The organism is Maritalea myrionectae (genome assembly GCF_003433515.1).
In the GTDB taxonomy this organism is placed as follows: Bacteria; Pseudomonadota; Alphaproteobacteria; order Rhizobiales; family Devosiaceae; genus Maritalea; species Maritalea myrionectae.
In genome coordinates, this window is sequence record NZ_CP021330.1 from 3188061 (window position 1) to 3206420 (window position 18360).

The following is an 18360-nucleotide window of genomic DNA, read 5'->3' on the forward strand; positions in this document are numbered from 1 at the left end:
GAGCTAAAACCATGGGACAAAATGCCAAAGCCAGCGAACGATTGAATGCAGGAGGCGCGGTGGCCCCTCACCCACTATCTTCAGTTGATGCGGCTGCATTCCGAAATGCTTTATCGCGGCTGGCTGCGGCAGTGAACGTGATCACTACCGATGGTCCAGCGGGGCAATGCGGCGTCACAGCATCAGCAGTGTGTTCGGTGTCGGATACACCGCCAACCGTTTTGGTTTGCCTAAATCGGGCGCATCGCATGAACGGTTTTGTGAAGGCAAATGGGACATTTTGCATCAACATGCTGGCTGCTGACCAGCAAGACATTGCCGAAATGTTTGCAGGCTTTGGTCGGGTCGGAATGGCGGAGCGCTTTATCCGTTGTGGCGCTATTTCGGACATGGATCGAGCGCCGATTGTGGCCAATGCAATCGCCGCAATTGATTGCGACATAACTGGCATTCGCGAGGTTGGCACCCATTCGGTGATCTTTGGTACGGCCCGAGCGATAAAGATTGGCAAGGACCAAAGGAAGGCTCCTCTTGTTTATCATCAGCGGCATTACCACACCGTACAAATTCTCAAATCAAATGGAGAAAGCGCATGACTAAAATTGCGATTGTGCAGGAACCACCTGTTTATCTAAATCTTGCAGCCAGCATGGAACGCGCCATTGGCCTTGTTGAAAAGGCAGCTAAAGACGGCGCCAAACTGCTCGTTTTTCCAGAAGCGTGGTTTCCGGGCTACCCAACCTTTTGTTGGCGCCTGTCGCCCGGGGCGGATATGGGCAAGACCGACGATTTATTTGCCCAACTTCAAGCCAATTCCATCGATCTGAGCAAAAACGGCATGGCCCCCTTGCAAGAAGCGGCGGCGGAGCATGAAATGGTCATCGTTGCGGGGTATCAGGAAGTTGACGGCGCAGTTTCAGGTTCGACCCTGTTCAACTCCTGCATCACGATCGATGCGGATGGCACAATTGCCAACAATCATCGAAAACTCATGCCGACCAATCCTGAACGAATGATTTGGGGTTTTGGTGATGGGGCCGGACTTAATGTGGTGGATACCGCTGTTGGTCGCATCGGTGCGCTTTTATGTTGGGAAAGCTACATGCCGCTGGCGCGATACGCACTTTATGCGCAAAACATCGACATCTATGTGGCGCCAACATGGGACAGTGGCGACACATGGCTCGCCACAATGCAACACATTGCCCGCGAGGGTGGCTGTTGGGTCATTGGGTGCGCAACGGCGCTTGAGGCGTCTGACATCCCAACCGACATTCCCCACTATGACATCTTGTTTCCGAAAAAAGATGAATGGGTAAATCCCGGCGATGCGGTTGTCTACCAGCCGTTCGGTGGGGTTGCTGCCGGGCCGATGCATCGGGAAAAGGGATTGCTTGTTGCCGAAATTGATGTGGCGGCGGCCAAAGCTTCACGCCGGAAGTTTGATGCGAGTGGTCACTATGCGCGACCAGACATTTTCTCGCTGTCGGTTGACCGAACACATAAGCGACCAGTTTCGTTTAAATGACCATCAAACCGGCGGTTTTGTTCACCAAAACTGCGTCTCAGTGCCGCCGGTTTCAGTCGCTTTTACGAATGACGCGCTGCCTCAAGTGCGGCGCGCATGTCTTTGATGCCTTCACCGATCTTATCGCCATAGCGCAGCAGACTTCCGCCCAAAAGATAAACCACATCGTCACCATACATGCTGAGCATATCGCCAGCCCGGTCTTTTGACATGCCGCCGCCCGGGCTGGGGAACATTGGCTTCCCGATGCCGTCCGCTGCACGGCATGCATTTGCGATTGATTTGCACTCTTCAACAGAAAAGCCGAAACGACCGCCTACATTGGGGAAGACAGAAATGTCCGAACCAGCCAAGCGCTGCAACACGCCAAACATCATGGCGTGAGTGAAACCCGTATCATTGGACAAAACATATGGCCCCAAAAAGCTGGGGTGTGTCATGATCGGCAAGTCGAATGCCGTGTCGCGCGAGAAGTGATTGACGATGTCAAAACCCAATAGGCCGGGCATGAGCAAAATGCCTCCCGCACCCGCCTGTTTGGCAAAATGGGCATCTTCGATCAATGTCGCGAAATGGCCGCCAATGTTGGGCAAGTAGAGGCAGCTTTGACCGGTCTCTTGATTGGCCCGCGCCACCGCCTTAGAGATTTTTTCCACCCGCTCTTTGAACGGCGCTGCGGGCTGGTTCACCAACCCATGATCTTCTTTGACAATATTGGCGCCAGCCACTGCGCACAAATAGGCGATTTCGGCCAATTCGTCGGCACTTGAACCCTGAGGCTTCAGCACTGGAGAAATCAACCCGCCCTTTGGGGTATCCGCACGTTTGCGCACACCTTCAATACCAAATCGCGCACCGGGAAATTGTTTGCCCAGCGTGGAGCCCAAATCAATATGCGTTACCTGCAGGCCTTTTTGGATTGAAGAATTGCCAAAGATGACGTTGAAAAGCTGCGTTAGCTCTGTGCCAACGCTTTCAGGGCTATAGGAGAGCACAGCCTCGAACTGACCCTCATGGGATTGGCCACAGCTTTCAACTTTACCTAAAATCTCGTCCTCGATAAATCCTTGAGGCACCACGTCCCGCGGGATCTCAACGGTCTGCTCCAGTGCAATATTATGGGCGCGCTCCAGCGCCTCATCATTGCTTTGCGCTTCGATTTGATAGGTAACGTGCAAGCGGTCCATGATTAAAGGGCCTCCGCCTTGGCGCTTGAATGCACCGCATCTACCCGCACTGTGTCCAAATCGTCTGCGTCGATATTGGTTTCAATGTTCATCAGCCCTTCAATGCCACGCACTAGGGCCAGAGCATCCAGACCGTAATAGCGCATCAAATAGGGGCGTGAACCCCCATGGGCATATGTGTCTTGAAGGCCCAAACGCACCAGCTTTTTCTCAATGCCAGCTTCGGCGATCGTTTCTGCCACAAGCGAACCGATACCACCATTGATTACATGGTTTTCGAGGGTGATCACCCCATGTTTGACTGATTGCAAATGGTCAAGCAGACGTTTTGAATCAAACGGCTTGATGGTGTTGAGGTGCAAATGCCGGATCGATACGCCTGCGCCTGCCAAAGCCGCCTTTGCGCGCAAAGCTTCTTCTGTTGTGATGCCCGCTGTCACCACCAACACGTCATCGCCTTGGGAGAGTTCGCGCATTTCGCCCACTTTGATCGGGGTATCGAACAGACGCGGCACCGAGCCGCGCAACACGCGACAATAAACCGGACCATCAATGGAATCTGCAGCTTCACAAAGGCTTTCAACCTCCGTGGCATCGCCTGTTTCCAAGATCGACATATTTGGCATGGCGCGCATGATCGCAATGTCTTCAATGGCTTGGTGGGTCATGCCACCCGGCGTGGTGACGCCCGGCAAAAAGCCCATGATCCGCACTTTACGGCGCGGATAAGCGATCGAGGCCATCAATTGGTCATAGGGGCGACGATAGGTGAACACCCCAAATGTGTGAATGAAGGGCCGGAACCCTGCAAGGCCCAAACCGCCCGCAAAGCTCATCATGTTCTGTTCAGCCATGCCCATCGACATGAATTGCTCGGGGTGCCGATCGCGGAAGCCGTCAATCTCGCAAGATGAGGTCAAATCCGCTGACATGCACAACACATCTTTGTTGGCCAGTGCGTATTTTTCAAATGCACCCGCATAAGGGCGCGTTACCATTTCAACCATTTTGATCTTCCCTAATGCGTGTCGAATTGAACCGGATCAATGCCCAGTTCTTTTGCGATGGAGACGTTCATCTCGTCACGCTCTTGTTCTGATTTAAAGCGCACATAGTGCAAGCGCGGGAATCGTTTTTGCAAAAATGACATGCCGTGTGTGGGGGATGAATGCGCCAGAATTATCAAGGGCTGCCCCTCATGTGGCTCTTTTTTGGCTTGCCGCATCGCATCCAAATCATGGGCGTCAATTTCCACCACGGTTGCGCCAAAGGCGCGCATCTTGGTGGCGATATCGCGTACTTCCATAACTGAGGACATGGCGCCATCGCACTGCTGATCATTCACATCCATGATCGCCCACACATTGTCGATACCATGGTGTGCGCAGGCCTGAATGGCTTCCCAGGTCTGTCCTTCTTGCACTTCACCGTCGGACATGAACACGCAGACTTCGCCAGGTTCGCCGCGCAAGCGACGGCCATATGCAAGGCCAGCGCCCGTGGAAAGGCCGATGCCGAGCGTGCCATTGTGCACTTCCATGCCGGGAGAGTGTTCCGCGCCAATCATTTCAACTGAAGAGCCGTCCTTATTGAACATTTCAAGCCCCTCTGCCGCCATGCGCCCTGTCTCGATCAAGGTGGCATAAGCCACCAGCGCGTAGTGAGCTGGGGCAATGAACAGTCGGTCATATTGGGGTTCAAACGGCCCGTTGTAGCCAGCACCGGTGACATAGTCGTCATTGCCCGGCGCGGGCACACCGCCAAATGGCGGCGGGATCATCGGCATGGTTGGCTCGCCCAAATTCAACGCTTCGTTGTAAAGCCATGCCAATTGCTCAGCGGCTGAACAGGCTTGGCTGAGATAGCCACCATTGTTGCGCATCGAGTGTTCAAAAACGCGGCGGCGTATGCCCAACGCGATCTCTTCTGTCGTCTTTTGGTTTTTCACCCGTTCCCCCATCAAAAGTGTGGCGTGGATTCTTTAATTATTACTAATGTCAGTAACACATAACATTTGATAAATAAAGCATGCAGGCGCGCTGAACTGCTAAAAAATCACGCCTTTGCGCAAGATAAAGCACCCAAATGGGCGCATTTCACCCACACGCACCACAGCAAAGCAATTTTTGGCGCGTTGGTAGAATGTTTGACGCTCAAGTGAGCCGAGATTTGCAGGCGCTGGCTTGGCCTTTTCCAGCACATCAAAGACCATTTGATGTACCTCACCCATTTCGTCGGGTGCATTGTCGATTTCCATGCGCCATGCGCAAAAATCGTAAAATTCTTCAAGCGGGAAATGCTTGGTCATGGCGCTGATCAAAGCAGGGGCATCCATGCCGGGCAGGTCCACAATTTCGCCGGTTGCTGTTTCAAGCGCTGTCGAATGAGCAGGAAAGTTTGCATCCACAATAGCGATCTCGTCGCCATGGCCCATTTGCATCATCACATAGACGAGATGGGCGGATAGTTTGGGGTCTAGTCCTTTGAGCATTTGCTCCTCCACAAAAAAGGGGCGATCTTGGGTTTTGCCCAGTTGATCGCCCCAAGTTCAAAGGGTTGCGTCTTTTAGATTATGGCAACGGCATCCAGTCTGGAACCGCCACTGGTGCATGGGCAAACTGTGGCAATTTTTCGCTCAGCTCTTCCATGTTTTTGATGTCTTTTTCCAACAGATCTTTTTGTGTGATCAAGGTTGGTGGCACCACAACGCTTGCGCCTGGATCTTCACCAGCCAACATCATGGCCAAGGCCCGTACAGACACTTCACCCACAACTGCTGGGTTGGTTGCCGCTGTGGCTTTCCAAGCACTGTTTGGCTCGCGCATTGCTGCAATGTCAGATGTTGAAACGTCAGCGGAATAGATGCTGACTTGATCGGTCATGCCCGCTTCATCAACAGCAATTTTTACGCCTTTAGCAAATTCATCATATGGCGCAAACATCACAGTGATGTCTGGGTTGGCTGACAATACTGAACGCGCTTGGTTGGCGTTTGAGTTGGCGATGGGGTTATCCAATGTGCCGAACTGGGCTTTTTCGTCGATGCCAGGATAGCGCTCTTTGAACTCTACCCAAGTTTCGTTACGACGATCCAATGGCGCGATGCCTGGTACGTAGACATAGCCGGCTTTCCAGCTCTCGCCATTGTCAGCGATCGCTTGTTCCAAAGCCAAACGGGCCAAGTCACGGTCAGACTGTTCGATCTGTGGCACAGCTGGGTTTTCAACATTGACGTCAAAAGCCACAACTTTGATGCCTGCATCCACAGCGCGTTGCACAGCTTCCTGCATGGATTCAGTCAGGCCGTGCTGCACGATGATGCCGTCTACGCCAAGGGCGATGGCTTGATCGACCATATCTGCTTGCAAGGCAGCGTCCTGACGGCTGTCCAACACGCGCAGATCAACGCCCAGAGCTTCTGACTGACGCTCCACGCCAGACAAATAAGCTTGGAAAAAGTCACCCGTTGAGAGATAACGCACCAACGCAATTTTCACATCGCCTGGATTGTCGAATGGTGCAGGCATATCGGCCGCATGGGCCAATCCTACGAAGCTAGAAGCGGCAAGGGAGACCCCTGCGAGCATTTTAGCAAACATGCGTCTAGTTAGTTTCATTTGGTTCCTCCGATTTAAGTCGACCATATTGTTGAACGCTCTAGGGTGGTCGGGCCTAGCGTCTATTTGAAAGCGCGAACGTGAACATGAGGGCCACCACCAACACGCCACCTTTCACAAAGTCCTGCGTGTAATAAGGGGCATTCATCATGGTGAGGCCTTGGAGCAAAATGCCCACGAAAAGTGCGCCGATTGCCGTGCCGAAGGCATTCGGCTTGGCTGCGCCCAGAACGGCAAAACCGATCAGCGCGGCGGCCACAGAATCGAGCAGCAAATTGTTGCCCGAGGCGATATCGCCACGGCCAAGACGGGCTGCAAGCAAGATGCCACCCATTGAGGCCAAAACGCCTGAAATCATATAGGCGATGATTTTGTATTTCTTGACCGGCACACCAGCAAGGCTTGCGGCGCGTTGGTTGGAGCCAATCGCGTACATCACGCGGCCATAGCGGGTATATTCAAGGAAAAGCCAGATGCCGATGGCAATAACGATCAAGAAGACCACGGAAACCGGGATCAGATTGTCGATAAAGAAGTCAAAGCGATGACGGCCGAGCGCCAAGAATTCTGGCGAAAAGCTGCCCTGAGCTGTCGAACCATCGGGCAAGCTCATGCCAGTCGCGATGGAGCGACCTTCGGTTGGAATACGCTGCAGACCAATCAGCAAGAACATCATGCCCAATGTTGCCAGCAAATCCGGCACGCGCATTTGCACAATCAAAAAGCCATTGATCAGCCCGACCAGCGCGCCCATCAACAAACAGGCCACAACGGCAACCAGTGCGCTTTGCTCGAGCACCACCATCACATAGGCAGATAGCATCAGCGCCGAAGTGGCGACCGCCCCAATGGACAGATCAAACCCATCCACCACCAAGGTGGCCGTTACGCCCAAGGCCAAAATGCCAGTGATGGCAACAGACTGGAAGATAAACACTGCACTATAAGGACTTGCAAACCCTTCTGCGGCAATGCTGAAATACACCACAAGGCCGACCAACAAGGCCACAAAGCCATAGCGAATGGCGTAGTCGGTTAATGACATTGTTTTTGTGTTTACACGGGTTTCGCTCATCGAGCTGCCCCTTCTTTTTGCTTTTGTTGGTCTTTTGCCGCTGCAGCCCCAGATACTTGCTCTAAGATCAGATCCACATCGACATGTTCATTTTTGTGCTCACCGACAATGGTGAATTCAGCCATCACCAAGATACGGTCTGCAATTTCCAAAGCCTCATCCAATTCGGCGACCAGCACGATGGTGGCCCGGTCTTTGGCTGTTTCGCGCAATTTGGTGCCAATATCGCGACGCGCAGCGATATCCACCCCTTGAAAGGGCTCATCCAAAATCAGCACGTCGCATTCGTGAGAAAGCCAACGGCCCACCATGACTTTTTGCTGGTTGCCGCCAGAAAGCGTGCCAATTTCATCATTGGCCCCCTGGCAGACAATGCCCAGCTTATCGATGGCGGCATTGGTTATTTTGTATTCGGCATTGCGGCGCACAAAACCGAACGAAGACAGGCTGGACAAGAACGGCAAGGTGATGTTGCGGTTGATATCGAAATCCTGAACCACGCCGTTTGTGCCACGGTCTTTTGCGCACAAAAACACGCCTTGATTGATGGCATCGCGTGCGGAGTTTGGCGCATAGGGCTTGCCGTTAAGTTGCACTTTGCCGCCAGCCGCAGCCATTTGACCAAATAGAACTTCAGAAAGCTGGGTTTTGCCCACGCCAACTAACCCGGTGATCGCAATCACTTCATTGCGGTGGGCTGTTAGATTAATCGGCTGGCTTTCAGGTTTGAGTTTCACATCGGTGAGCTCCAGCACTTTTTCGCCGGGCGCTTGTACGGTGATGTTCACATCGGTCATGGTGTGGCCGAGCATGTCATTCACGGCGCCCTCATAATCCAGCGGCGCTGTTTCGTATTTGCCAACAATAGTGCCATCCCGCATGGAGACAATTCTGTCGGCCACGCGACGGATATCTGACATGCGGTGGGAAATATAAAGAATCGCAACGCCGCTCTCTCGTAGTTTTTCCACCAACCTGAAGAGGCGCTCGGCTTCGGCTGCGGAAAGGGAGGAGGTTGGCTCATCCAAAATCATCATTTTGGGTGAATGGGCCATGGCGCGTGCAATCGCGACCAATTGGCGATCGGCGAGCGTGAGGTCGCTGACCATTGAATTCATATCGAAGTTCAAGTCGAGTTTGGCGGCAATTTCCTCAGCGGATTTGCGAATTCGTCTTGGATTGAGCAATGGCGCGCTCTTTGGGTTGGCCAACCAGTCCAACATCAAGTTGGACGCCACATCCAAGTCTGGCACCACCCCATCATTGATGTTTTGGTGCACAGTGACGATGCCTGCTTGCAGCGCTGCTGACGGCGTGTTGGGCGCAAATGGCTCGTCGTTGAGAAACACTTCACCTGCGTCCGCTTCATATAGGCCACAGATTATTTTCACCAGCGTAGACTTGCCGGCCCCGTTGGCGCCCATCAAAACGGTCACCTTGCCCGCAGGGATATCAAGATCCACGCCGCGCAACACGCGGTTGGCGGCAAATCTCTTTTCCAGCCCACGAATTTTAATGGGTATTCCAGCCATAGTCTCCTCCGATGAAGTCACGTTAAATGCATCTGACATCAAATGTCAAACGTTATTGACATTTGACATTTAAATTGCAAATCATGGGTCAATATGTGTTTGGCGTTTGCGCTTTTGCATGTCACCCTAACCCTTGAATTTGTTAGCGTGACGAGCGCTTTGGGAGGATATTGTGAGCAATCCATATGAACCATTAAATGTAGACACAATTGGCGAAAAACTTGGCCATTTGGAGATTTTACAGGAAAAAGTTGGCCCCGATTCCAGCACGTGGACAGCACAAGAAGTCGGCGATGGAAACTTAAACCTTGTGTTTATTGTCACCGGCCCGAGCGGACAAGCAATTGTGAAGCAGGCGCTGCCTTATGTGCGCCTTGTGGGCGACAGTTGGCCCCTACCGCTAAAGCGTGCCTTTTTTGAATATCACGCGCTGACACGGCAGGCAAAATATGCGCCAGAGGATGTGCCGGAGGTTTATCACTTCGACGAATCGCAGGCGCTCATTGTGATGCAGTTCATGTCACCGCATGTCATTTTGCGCAACAGCCTGAAAGATGGCGTGCAGCATAAAAATTTGGCTGAGGTGGCTGGCAAATTTTGTGCCCGCACCTTGTTCCGCGGCTCAGACCTTTCAATGGACACAATGCAGCGTAAAAAGGATTTGGCACTTTTCGCGGACAATATCGAGCTTTGTGACATTACCGAAAATCTGGTGTTCACTGACCCTTATTATGATGCGGAGATGAATCGCCACACCAGCCCGCAATTAGACGGCATCGTGGCCAGCCTGCGTGCGGATATCGACCTTAAAGTCGCAACACAGCATCTAAAGGCCAAGTTCTGTAACAATGCCGAGACTTTGCTGCACGGCGATTTGCACACCGGTTCCATCATGGTGACTGAAACCGACACGGTTGTGATTGACCCTGAATTTGCCACCTATGGCCCCATCGGGTTCGACATTGGCATGTTGCTGGGCAATTTCTATATGGCGTTTTTCGCGCAAGATGGCCACGAATCTGAAAAAGGCGCGCGCGACGATTATGCCCAATGGATTTTGGACGTGACGTGTGACATCTGGCACCATTTTGAAGAAGAGTTCAGCCATTTGTGGCGTACGGAACGCAACGGCATTTTGTATGACCAGCGGCTTTACGAAGACCAAAATCAAAACCTCGCGTCAGAACAGGCGCTGGCCGATCGGTTGAACGACATCTGGACAGACTTGCTTGGCTTTGCTGGTGTTGAAATGCATCGCCGCATTCTCGGTCTGGCTCACATTATGGAGCTCGACAGCATCGAAGATGTTGATCAACGCGCCGCCTGTGAAGCGCGGGCATTGCACTTTGGTCGCCAGCTTGTGATTTCACGCGCTGCATATAAATCCCCCCACCAAATCGCCGAGCTTGCGCGCGCGGTTAGAAAGGACAATTTCCTATGAAAATAGATGGCACCCATTATCGCTCGATTTGGCTTGGGGACGATCAAAAAACCGTCAAAATAATTGAGCAACGCCTGCTGCCGCATGAGCTGAAGGTCGTTGACCTGAAGTCGCGGGAAGACGCGGCCATTGCGATTAAGGATATGTGGGTGCGCGGTGCGCCGCTGATCGGCGCCACCGCGGCATACGGCATGGCTTTGGCTATGGCCGACGATCCATCGGATGCCAATTTGGAAAAATCGTGGGAAATCTTGCACGAGACTCGCCCTACCGCCATCAATCTACGTTGGGCTTTGAACCGCGCTAAAGCACATCTTGGCGCCATGGCACCGGAAGAACGCGCGGCAGCAGCTTACAAACTGGCAGCCGAAATTTGCGATGAAGATGTAGAGATCAATCGCTCCATTGGCGAAAACGGCCTCAAACTCATTGAGGAGATCGCGGCCAAAAAAGCGCCGGGCGAGACGATCAATATTTTAACTCATTGCAATGCGGGGTGGCTCGCCACTGTGGACTGGGGCACCGCCACCTCGCCCATCTATCATGCGGTGGAAAAAGGCTTGAAGGTTCATGTGTGGGTGGATGAAACCCGGCCCCGCAACCAGGGCGCACAATTGACGAGCTGGGAGATGGCCAGCCATGGCGTGCCGCACACGTTGATCGTGGACAATGCGGGCGGCCATTTGATGCAGCATGGGCAAGTGGACATGGTGATTGTCGGGACAGACCGCACCACCGCCCAAGGCGATGTGTGTAACAAAATCGGCACCTATTTGAAGGCATTGGCCGCCAAGGACAATAATGTGCCTTTCTATGTGGCGCTGCCCTCACCCACCATCGATTGGACCGTGAACGATGGCGTGAAGGAAATTCCAATTGAAGAGCGTGATGGCCGCGAAGTGACCCATGTTTATGGCAAGCTGGAAAATGGCGAGCGTGATTGGGTGCAAATTTCACCTGACGCCACCCCAGGCGGCAACCCAGCATTCGACGTGACACCGTCGCGCCTGATCACAGGTTTGATCACAGAGCGTGGCGTTTGCGATGCTTCGAGTGAAGGCTTGAAAAAACTATTCCCTGAGCAGGAATAATGTGGGAAGGGGGCGCAACATGGTTTGCGCCCTTTTCTTTTTACCGTCTAATCTAAAGCCAGAATAAGTTCAGCTGTTTCCGCATCGGTCACCAAATGGGTGGCATAGCCGCCATTCATCACCGCGGCCATCGCTTTGGCTTTATCCTCGCCGACGGAAACCAAAAGTCCCATTTCGAGATCTGTTAGCTTGTCCAGTTCAACGCCAATCATGCGTTCATCAAGCGGCCCTTTGACAGGTTTACCGACCTTGTCGACAAAACGTCCACACAAGACGCCACTGGCGCCATTTTCCACATAGGTTTTCAAATCGTCTTCGCTGGCAATGCCGCTCATCACCACGTGGGAATTGGCACACACAGACCCTGCGGCGAACACGGCCTTGTTGCATTGATCCAACGCGGCCAACTGATTTTTAATGATCGGCTCCGCCCGCAATTGCCGGGCCAAATCAACGTTGGTGACAATGGCCGGCGCATGCAAATTGATGCAGGCCGCGCCGAGGCCCTGTGCCAAATGGGCGGAACAGATTTCGGCAGTAAAGCCATAGGGCGTCGCCATCGAACCGACGAGCTGCGCCACTTCCACATCAGGAATGGTCACATTGGCGGAGGACACCAACAGTTCTGCCATTTCATATATGGTTTGGCCCCAAGCGACCCCTAGCTTATCGCCGGGTGCCACCAAATCCGGCAACCATTCGGCCGCGCCGCGCGCGGCCCGTGTGAGCCGCGATTGAATATCACCCAACCCGTTGGGCACGATAAAGGCGGCTTTCAGGCCAAACTTTTCGCGCAATTGGTGCGAAAGCTTATGGCCCATAAATACGTCCGGCGCCATGGTCACACGGATATAGTTCCGCTCACGCGCTTCCTGCAAATAATTAACAACGGTGGCGCGGGATACAGCCAAGCGATCGGCAATTTCGTTTTGGTTTAGCCCGTCATGGTAATAAAGCCACGCCGCTTCTACCACGATTTCGTCACCACTCACCTGTCCTGAGGCGCGTCTTTTGCCGTATGCCATAAAATCCCTCTTTTTTCTATTTGACAGATGTTACTAACATTTGTCAAATTACAGAAAATTTCCCCTAACTGGACGGACAGCTTCGTGGTAAAAAATCTCTGGAACGACAAAGACGCTCAACATTTTCTTGATAATGCTGACCCAGAGGAAGCAGATCGTCAACTGGCATTGAGGGTTTATACATCCCGTATCATTGGTCAAGACCCTGATATGGTGATGCATGGAGGTGGCAACACTTCAGTGAAGGTGAAACGGGCAGATATTTTTGGCAATGAAATATTTGTGCTTCACGTAAAAGGCAGCGGTTGGGACCTTGAAACCATCGAAGCGGCGGGCCTGCCCGGTGTGCACATCACACCGCTTGAAAAGCTGCGCCAGCTCCCAGCGCTATCCGACGAAGACATGGTGAATTTGCAGCGCTCTAACCTGCTTGATAGCACGTCGCCCAACCCTTCAGTTGAAACCTTGCTGCATGCATATATCCCCCACAAATTCGTCGATCACACCCACGCCACGGCCATGCTGGCTTTGGCCAACATGCCTAATGTGGAAGAGGTGATCAAAGAGATCTTTGGCGATAAGGTGGCTCTGGTGCCCTATATTATGCCTGGCTTTGAACTGGCCAAGGTGGCGGCAGATATCTTTGATCAGAACCCTGATGTTGAAGGACTGCATCTGATCAATCACGGTCATTTCACGTTCGGCCCTGACGCCAAATCATCCTACAAATTGATGGTTGAGCATGTGAGTGCGGTTCAAGACTGGTTTGAGCGCCGCGCTGAAGCGCAGCCTCCTGTGCGCGGGTCAATGCTCAGTGCCAAAAGCATCTTGCCGAAAATTCGTGCCAGCCTTGCCCGTGCCATGAAGGCACATACGGGCAAACAGGACCAAGCCGCGCCATTTTTGGATTTGCGTGCCAATGACCAGATTTTGCGCTTTCTCACCCGCGATGATTTGGGTGATCTGGCCAAGCGCGGTGTAGCCACACCAGACCATGTGATCCGTACCAAAGGGTTTCCCACCATTATCGCCAGCGATGATCAGCAAACAATTGATGCGGCCATAGATGCATTTGTGGAGAATTACAAAGCCTATTTCGCGCGGCAGGACGCACGAGTGAGCGATCAAAAAACCATGCTGATGCCCACCCCAAATCTATTTTGGGTTCCCGGTCTCGGCTTGATCGGGGTTGGCGGCAATGCCGCCGCTGCCCGCATTGCAGCAGATCTCGGCACGCAAACGATTCAGGTGATGGAATGGGCCGAGGCCAATGGTGGCTTTTACCCGATCAAGGAAGATGACCTTTTTGATATGGAATATTGGTCATTGGAACAGGCCAAGTTGGGCAAAGCCAAGCCAAAGCCATTGCAAGGCAAAGCCGTGTTGGTGACGGGCGGAGCCGGTGCAATCGGGCTGGCCACAGCAAAAGCATTCAAAGATCAAGGCGCCAACATTTTCCTGGTCGACCGGGATCAGGATGCGTTGATTGAAGCTATTGGCAATTTGGGCATGGATCATGATGGAGCTGTGATCGATCTTTGCAGTGCAGAAGGGCCACAACATGCCATTGATGCCATCGTTCGACGGTTCGGCGGCATTGACATTTTGGTCAGCAATGCAGGCGCGGCGTGGTCAAAATCCATGCTCGATATGGATCAAGACACATTGCGCAATAGCTTTGAGTTGAACTTCTTCTCGCACCAAAAAATTGCGCAAGCTGCAGCAAAGGTGATGCAAACCCAAGGCACGGGCGGCGATATTCTATTCAATGTATCCAAGCAAGCGGTCAATCCGGGCAAGGATTTTGGCGCTTATGGATTGCCCAAGGCCGCGACATTCTTCTTGGTCAAGCAATTTGCCCTTGAGCTCGGGGAAATGGGCGTCCGTGTCAATGGCGTTAATGCCGATCGCATTCGCTCTGGTTTGTTGACTGACGAATTCATCGAAAGCCGCTCTAAATCTCGCAACATCAGTACCGAAAACTATATGGCTGGTAATTTGCTCAAGCGGGAGGTCGAGGCCCGCCACGTGGCGGACGCTTTCGTCGCACTGGCGCTCGCCGCCCGCACAACGGCGCATATTATGACGGTCGATGGCGGCAACATTGAAGCCAGCTTACGCTAACAAAACTTGTCGGCGCGTGAACTGGCTAGTCACGTGCCGCTCTCTGACGCACAATCGGTCAACCGCCACGTTTCCAATCCAACAAATTGGCAGTCAGGCGGTAGGCGCCCGGCACCAGCTTATCAAGCTGGTGATGCAGGATCAGACTGGTGTGTATGTGGCGCCCCTTGCCAAACGCACCGACAAGCAAGCTGCCCTCAAGTGGCTTCTCGCCCGCATCATGCATAGACAAGAGCGGCTGATAGGCATCATCCCAGGCTGAGGCAAAATAGAGCCCTCGCTCCTTGTGCCAATCTGCCCAATCGTCAGTCCCTATTGTGTTTGGCCCGTTCAGCACCTCGTGCTCGGGCGCCAAATAGGTCACGGCTGCATTTTCATCGGTCACACGCCACCTTAAGGAGGGTTTGCCAATCTCCAATGGCGCCAATGGCACCCGATCTTTATCCCAATTGTCCCATGGGCGATGATATAGGGTGAGCAAATTACCGCCGGCATGCACCCATTTATGTAATGTCTCGATATTGTTGAGCAATTCGGGGCGTGTGCGGAAAGCAAATACCCCCACAATGATGCTATCAAAATCATCAAACCGACCCGTCGCGATGGCATCATCGTCGATGTTTGCCACCTCCACGCCAAATTGGTTTAGCCAGTAATCCACACGATCACTGCCGCCACCAATATAGCCGATACGGCCCTGTGGCAGCGTGGCATCCAAAACACGCACCGACAATCGCGCAGGCTCTGCCCGATTGAGTGGTCCCGTGTGCGGATAATGCATACGCCGGACAAAATAGGCATCTTCACCGCCCAGCGTCACGGGCAACTCATAAAGACCTGGCTCAATGTTTTCCTTCGCCGTCAACGCAATCCCTCGAGCCCCCACTTCGCATTCCAAAGAGTCGTCTCCAGCTATCTGCAAATCGTCGGCGCTGCCGCCCGCCCGCTCAATAGATTTGGTGGCCAAGCGTTGTTTATTCAGCAAAATTGCTTTGGGCTCCAAGGCCACTTCATGTGCAGGCAAAATGTTTAGCCGTTGCAATGGATCAATTTGCATTTCTATTTTCACGCCTTCGATCGTCCACGCGAGCTGCAGATGGACATCTTCATTGGCGCGCACTGGCGACCAAATATCGGGCAATGGATCGCTTGGTAGCGCGTCCACGGGCACACGGACATTGAATTGATGTGGTGCTTCTTTTGTTACCTGCCATCCTGCTGGGCAAACGACCGTCGCTTCAATGTCAAATGGCGAATCCAACTCTACCTCAAATCGCACCGCATCGCCGGGACGCGCATAAATCTGATCTGACGACAAACTGGCGCGCACTGGACAGGCAAGGTAAAGCGCACGCTGTAGTTGCATCTCCTTGGCGTCGAGCCGATGGACGATTTCGGCCTTCGCGTGGCTTGGACATTGTGCCTTGGCTTCACGCACAGCTTCCAGCGCCGCCAGCAAAGATGTCATAACACGATTGGCATGCGGCCAATGCTCAAGCGCAGCGTCCATCGCACTTTGTGCGGTGAAAAGCAGCAAGCCGATTTCAGGTGCTTTGGCGTAATTTGCCAGCTGGTCTAATGTTTGGGGCAGCCCCTCAAATATTGAGTGCTCATCATGGGGTGCCTCGTCGGCCGCCCAGGCCAAATGCAGGGGCCATTTTTTCTCTTTACCCGGCGCGACCCAGGTGCCCATGCCTTGCGTTTGGTGGTAAGCGCGAGACACTTGCCCCAATTGCTCATAATCCATGCCGATCACAGGATCTTGGCCAGTCCCGTCAATCTCCACAGTTGCAGGCGGCGGCGGCAAGTCATCATCATATGCATCTCCCGCACCAGACCATGCGGGCAGATAGAGTTTTTTGACCTGCCACACAGGTAGATCTTGCTCGGGAAACGCCTCTGGATCAGCGGCCAATATCACCGCCTTATAGGCACTTTTTGTCATCGCCCGATGGTGCCCGTGCTGCCCCGGCACATCCAGAAATGTGACGGTGGCAATATCTGGACGCTCGGTACGTAAAATCCAAACAAAGCGCTCCAACGTGCGCGCTTCGCCCCACTTTTCTAGGGTTTCTTCGCCACTTTTGGAAAATCCAAAGTCTGCTAGCGGATCACCGGGATATTGGCACAGCCAATATTGGGTCATGTCCAAAATGTCGGCCGCACGTTCCATTTCACGCGTGCGCACGACGCCAAGATCAACACCGGTTTCGGTGCCGATTGCGTTCTGCCCGCCTTCCCCACGGGTGGAGCAGGCGTGGGATAAATTGATCCCGTCGCGATAATGCAAAGCCGCCAGCATGGTGGAGATTTCATCATCAGGGTGTGCACCGGTATTCATAAAGGAGACACAGGATTTTAGCGGCAACAATGCGCGCCAAAGCTGCACAGAACGTGGCTGCGCAAAGGCGTTTAACAATCGATCTGCATCATGCTTGGGCATAATTATTCCTTTGCGTTCAATATGTTCGTGTGTTTGGCGTTATGGTTTGGTGGATCACCATTGCGCCCGCGCCTAAAGCCGCCGTCAGGCGGCCAGAGAACCCACGCATGACCCGCGGGCAGGTGCGGTCTTCCCGATTGGAAACAGACCCTTCGGGCAAATCAAGGCGTTCGATAAGCGCGTTAATGACAGCGTCGGGCAACGCCCCACCTAAAATCACGCTTTGGGGGTCAAAAATGTTCTCTAGCGTGCCAATGACGTGGGCCAGGTGTTGAGCGGCCTGGTCAAGCCAATCGCGAAAATGTGGATTATCCTGCGCCACCAATTGAGCAAAATCATCGCCAGAATTTGCATCGATTCCAAATTGGGCCAAATGTTGCCGTGCCGCATAGCGGCTGGCATAGGTTTCAAGACACCCTTTGTTGCCGCACGGGCAATCACGACCGCCAATTTGTGTGACGATGTGGCCGATTTCACCCGCATTGCCAAACGCGCCGCGCATCACATGCCCCTGAGAAATCACCCCAAGGCCAATACCCGTACCGAAATACACATAGCAAAAATCGTCCATGTCACTGGCGACCCCCGCCACCCGCTCTGAAACAGCGGCGGCTGTCGCGTCATTTTCGATCAGAACGGGATGTCCTATTTCAGCTTCAAATGCCGCCTGAGGATCAACATCCTCCCACCCTGGCAGCACAGCTTCACCGGCACTGGAGATGGCTGTTTCGCCAAACGGACCGGGCATCACAACGCCCACACCCAACAGGCTTTTCGGACTAAAGGCAGTGGCGGCTATTGCTGCCCGCACCTGATCGCCCACCGCTTTGATCGCCGGCTCCGGGTGAGCGTCCTTCAGCATCACACGTTCAAAATAGATCTGCTTGCCCGACAAGTTCAACGCGGCAACAATAATCACGTCCGGTCGCAACTCGACGCCGATCGCAAAGGCCCCCTCGGGATTGAACCTATATTGCAAAGCAGGCTTGCCGCGCACCCCAGTTTTGTGGCCGTCGGGCATGAGCAATTTTTGACGCTCAAGTTCAGCTGTAATGTTAGAAACCGCCTGAATACTGAGCCCGCAACTACGCGCAATTTCGGCCCGCCCGGCAGGTTCATTCGCCCGCACATAATCAAGCACCACTTTTTGATTGTGGTCGCGATTGCGCAGCGCGTTGCCGCCAATAATGCCTGTTGTGCTCTTTGTTGTCATAAATGAAATTTATTTACTCAATTAACTTGAGTTAAGTATTGATTTGTTTTCTCAAATGGTCAACACTTACCGGCAGGCTCGAGC

Annotated in this window: 15 protein-coding genes; 5 read left to right on the top strand and 10 right to left on the bottom strand. The window is 53.2% G+C overall.

The genetic code is table 11. From position 1 onward, the window contains the following. Positions 1-11 precede the first annotated feature (11 nt). Both MXMO3_RS16015 and MXMO3_RS16020 read left to right on the top strand, forming a co-directional pair. Positions 12-596, top strand: a complete 585-nt coding sequence (locus MXMO3_RS16015; RefSeq protein WP_117396527.1) for a flavin reductase — start codon at positions 12-14, stop codon at positions 594-596. Then, positions 593-1528: a carbon-nitrogen hydrolase family protein gene (locus tag MXMO3_RS16020; RefSeq protein WP_117396528.1), complete on the top strand. Its 936-nt coding sequence runs from the start codon at positions 593-595 to the stop codon at positions 1526-1528. Before MXMO3_RS16015 ends, MXMO3_RS16020 begins: the two co-directional genes overlap by 4 nt. Before the next feature lie 62 nt (positions 1529-1590). Here the strand turns inward: MXMO3_RS16020 and MXMO3_RS16025 are convergent, their stop codons facing one another. The 7 genes from MXMO3_RS16025 to MXMO3_RS16055 form a co-directional block, all read right to left on the bottom strand. After that, positions 1591-2715, bottom strand: a complete 1125-nt coding sequence (locus tag MXMO3_RS16025) for a RuBisCO large subunit C-terminal-like domain-containing protein (RefSeq protein WP_117396529.1) — start codon at positions 2713-2715, stop codon at positions 1591-1593. A 2-nt stretch (positions 2716-2717) separates the two neighbouring features. Beyond that, positions 2718-3722, bottom strand: coding sequence for a transketolase family protein (locus MXMO3_RS16030; protein ID WP_027834069.1), 1005 nt, complete (start codon positions 3720-3722; stop codon positions 2718-2720). An 11-nt stretch (positions 3723-3733) separates the two neighbouring features. Continuing rightward, positions 3734-4663, bottom strand: coding sequence for a transketolase (locus MXMO3_RS16035; protein WP_027834070.1), 930 nt, complete (start codon positions 4661-4663; stop codon positions 3734-3736). Positions 4664-4762: 99 nt separating this feature from the next. After that, positions 4763-5206: an RbsD/FucU family protein gene (locus MXMO3_RS16040; protein ID WP_117396530.1), complete on the bottom strand. Its 444-nt coding sequence runs from the start codon at positions 5204-5206 to the stop codon at positions 4763-4765. 79 nt (positions 5207-5285) lie between these two features. After that, on the bottom strand, positions 5286-6332 hold the full coding sequence (locus tag MXMO3_RS16045; protein WP_027834072.1) for a substrate-binding domain-containing protein: 1047 nt from the start codon (positions 6330-6332) through the stop codon (positions 5286-5288). Positions 6333-6387: 55 nt separating this feature from the next. Next, positions 6388-7377 (bottom strand): ABC transporter permease, encoded by a 990-nt coding sequence (locus MXMO3_RS16050; protein WP_027834073.1) that lies wholly within the window; start codon positions 7375-7377, stop codon positions 6388-6390. A gap of 26 nt (positions 7378-7403) precedes the next feature. Next, positions 7404-8939: a sugar ABC transporter ATP-binding protein gene (locus tag MXMO3_RS16055; protein ID WP_027834074.1), complete on the bottom strand. Its 1536-nt coding sequence runs from the start codon at positions 8937-8939 to the stop codon at positions 7404-7406. A gap of 172 nt (positions 8940-9111) precedes the next feature. Between MXMO3_RS16055 and mtnK the strand changes: the two genes are divergently transcribed. Then, complete coding sequence (gene mtnK / locus MXMO3_RS16060; protein ID WP_117396531.1) at positions 9112-10380, top strand: S-methyl-5-thioribose kinase; 1269 nt, start codon at positions 9112-9114, stop codon at positions 10378-10380. Beyond that, complete coding sequence (gene mtnA, locus MXMO3_RS16065; RefSeq protein ID WP_117396532.1) at positions 10377-11471, top strand: S-methyl-5-thioribose-1-phosphate isomerase; 1095 nt, start codon at positions 10377-10379, stop codon at positions 11469-11471. Before mtnK ends, mtnA begins: the two co-directional genes overlap by 4 nt. 47 nt (positions 11472-11518) lie before the next feature. On the opposite strand, the gene MXMO3_RS16070 is transcribed toward mtnA, so the two are convergent. Continuing rightward, entirely contained in the window at positions 11519-12496 is a 978-nt protein-coding gene (locus MXMO3_RS16070) for a sugar-binding transcriptional regulator (protein WP_117396533.1), read from the bottom strand. A gap of 27 nt (positions 12497-12523) precedes the next feature. Between MXMO3_RS16070 and MXMO3_RS16075 the strand changes: the two genes are divergently transcribed. After that, on the top strand, positions 12524-14620 hold the full coding sequence (locus MXMO3_RS16075) for a bifunctional aldolase/short-chain dehydrogenase (protein ID WP_117396534.1): 2097 nt from the start codon (positions 12524-12526) through the stop codon (positions 14618-14620). Between the two features lie 58 nt (positions 14621-14678). Here MXMO3_RS16075 and MXMO3_RS16080 read toward each other — a convergent pair whose 3' ends face one another. Both MXMO3_RS16080 and MXMO3_RS16085 read right to left on the bottom strand, forming a co-directional pair. After that, complete coding sequence (locus MXMO3_RS16080) at positions 14679-17063, bottom strand: PIG-L family deacetylase (protein ID WP_117396535.1); 2385 nt, start codon at positions 17061-17063, stop codon at positions 14679-14681. 16 nt (positions 17064-17079) lie between these two features. Then, entirely contained in the window at positions 17080-18276 is a 1197-nt protein-coding gene (locus tag MXMO3_RS16085) for an ROK family transcriptional regulator (protein ID WP_117396536.1), read from the bottom strand. Between the last annotated feature and the right edge of the window lie 84 nt (positions 18277-18360).

Bases quoted from the DNA above. Each gene is read 5' to 3' on its own strand.
- mtnA (WP_117396532.1), top strand. From the start codon at position 10,377: ATGAAAATAGATGGCACCCATTATCGCTCGATTTGGCTTGGGGACGAT.
- MXMO3_RS16015 (WP_117396527.1), top strand. From the start codon at position 12: ATGGGACAAAATGCCAAAGCCAGCGAACGATTGAATGCAGGAGGCGCG.
- MXMO3_RS16080 (WP_117396535.1), bottom strand. From the start codon at position 17,063: ATGCCCAAGCATGATGCAGATCGATTGTTAAACGCCTTTGCGCAGCCA.
- MXMO3_RS16025 (WP_117396529.1), bottom strand. From the start codon at position 2,715: ATGGACCGCTTGCACGTTACCTATCAAATCGAAGCGCAAAGCAATGAT.
- MXMO3_RS16085 (WP_117396536.1), bottom strand. From the start codon at position 18,276: ATGACAACAAAGAGCACAACAGGCATTATTGGCGGCAACGCGCTGCGC.
- MXMO3_RS16075 (WP_117396534.1), top strand. From the start codon at position 12,524: ATGTTACTAACATTTGTCAAATTACAGAAAATTTCCCCTAACTGGACG.
- MXMO3_RS16045 (WP_027834072.1), bottom strand. From the start codon at position 6,332: ATGAAACTAACTAGACGCATGTTTGCTAAAATGCTCGCAGGGGTCTCC.
- MXMO3_RS16030 (WP_027834069.1), bottom strand. From the start codon at position 3,722: ATGGTTGAAATGGTAACGCGCCCTTATGCGGGTGCATTTGAAAAATAC.
- MXMO3_RS16070 (WP_117396533.1), bottom strand. From the start codon at position 12,496: ATGGCATACGGCAAAAGACGCGCCTCAGGACAGGTGAGTGGTGACGAA.
- MXMO3_RS16050 (WP_027834073.1), bottom strand. From the start codon at position 7,377: ATGTCATTAACCGACTACGCCATTCGCTATGGCTTTGTGGCCTTGTTG.
- MXMO3_RS16020 (WP_117396528.1), top strand. From the start codon at position 593: ATGACTAAAATTGCGATTGTGCAGGAACCACCTGTTTATCTAAATCTT.
- MXMO3_RS16040 (WP_117396530.1), bottom strand. From the start codon at position 5,206: ATGCTCAAAGGACTAGACCCCAAACTATCCGCCCATCTCGTCTATGTG.
- MXMO3_RS16055 (WP_027834074.1), bottom strand. From the start codon at position 8,939: ATGGCTGGAATACCCATTAAAATTCGTGGGCTGGAAAAGAGATTTGCC.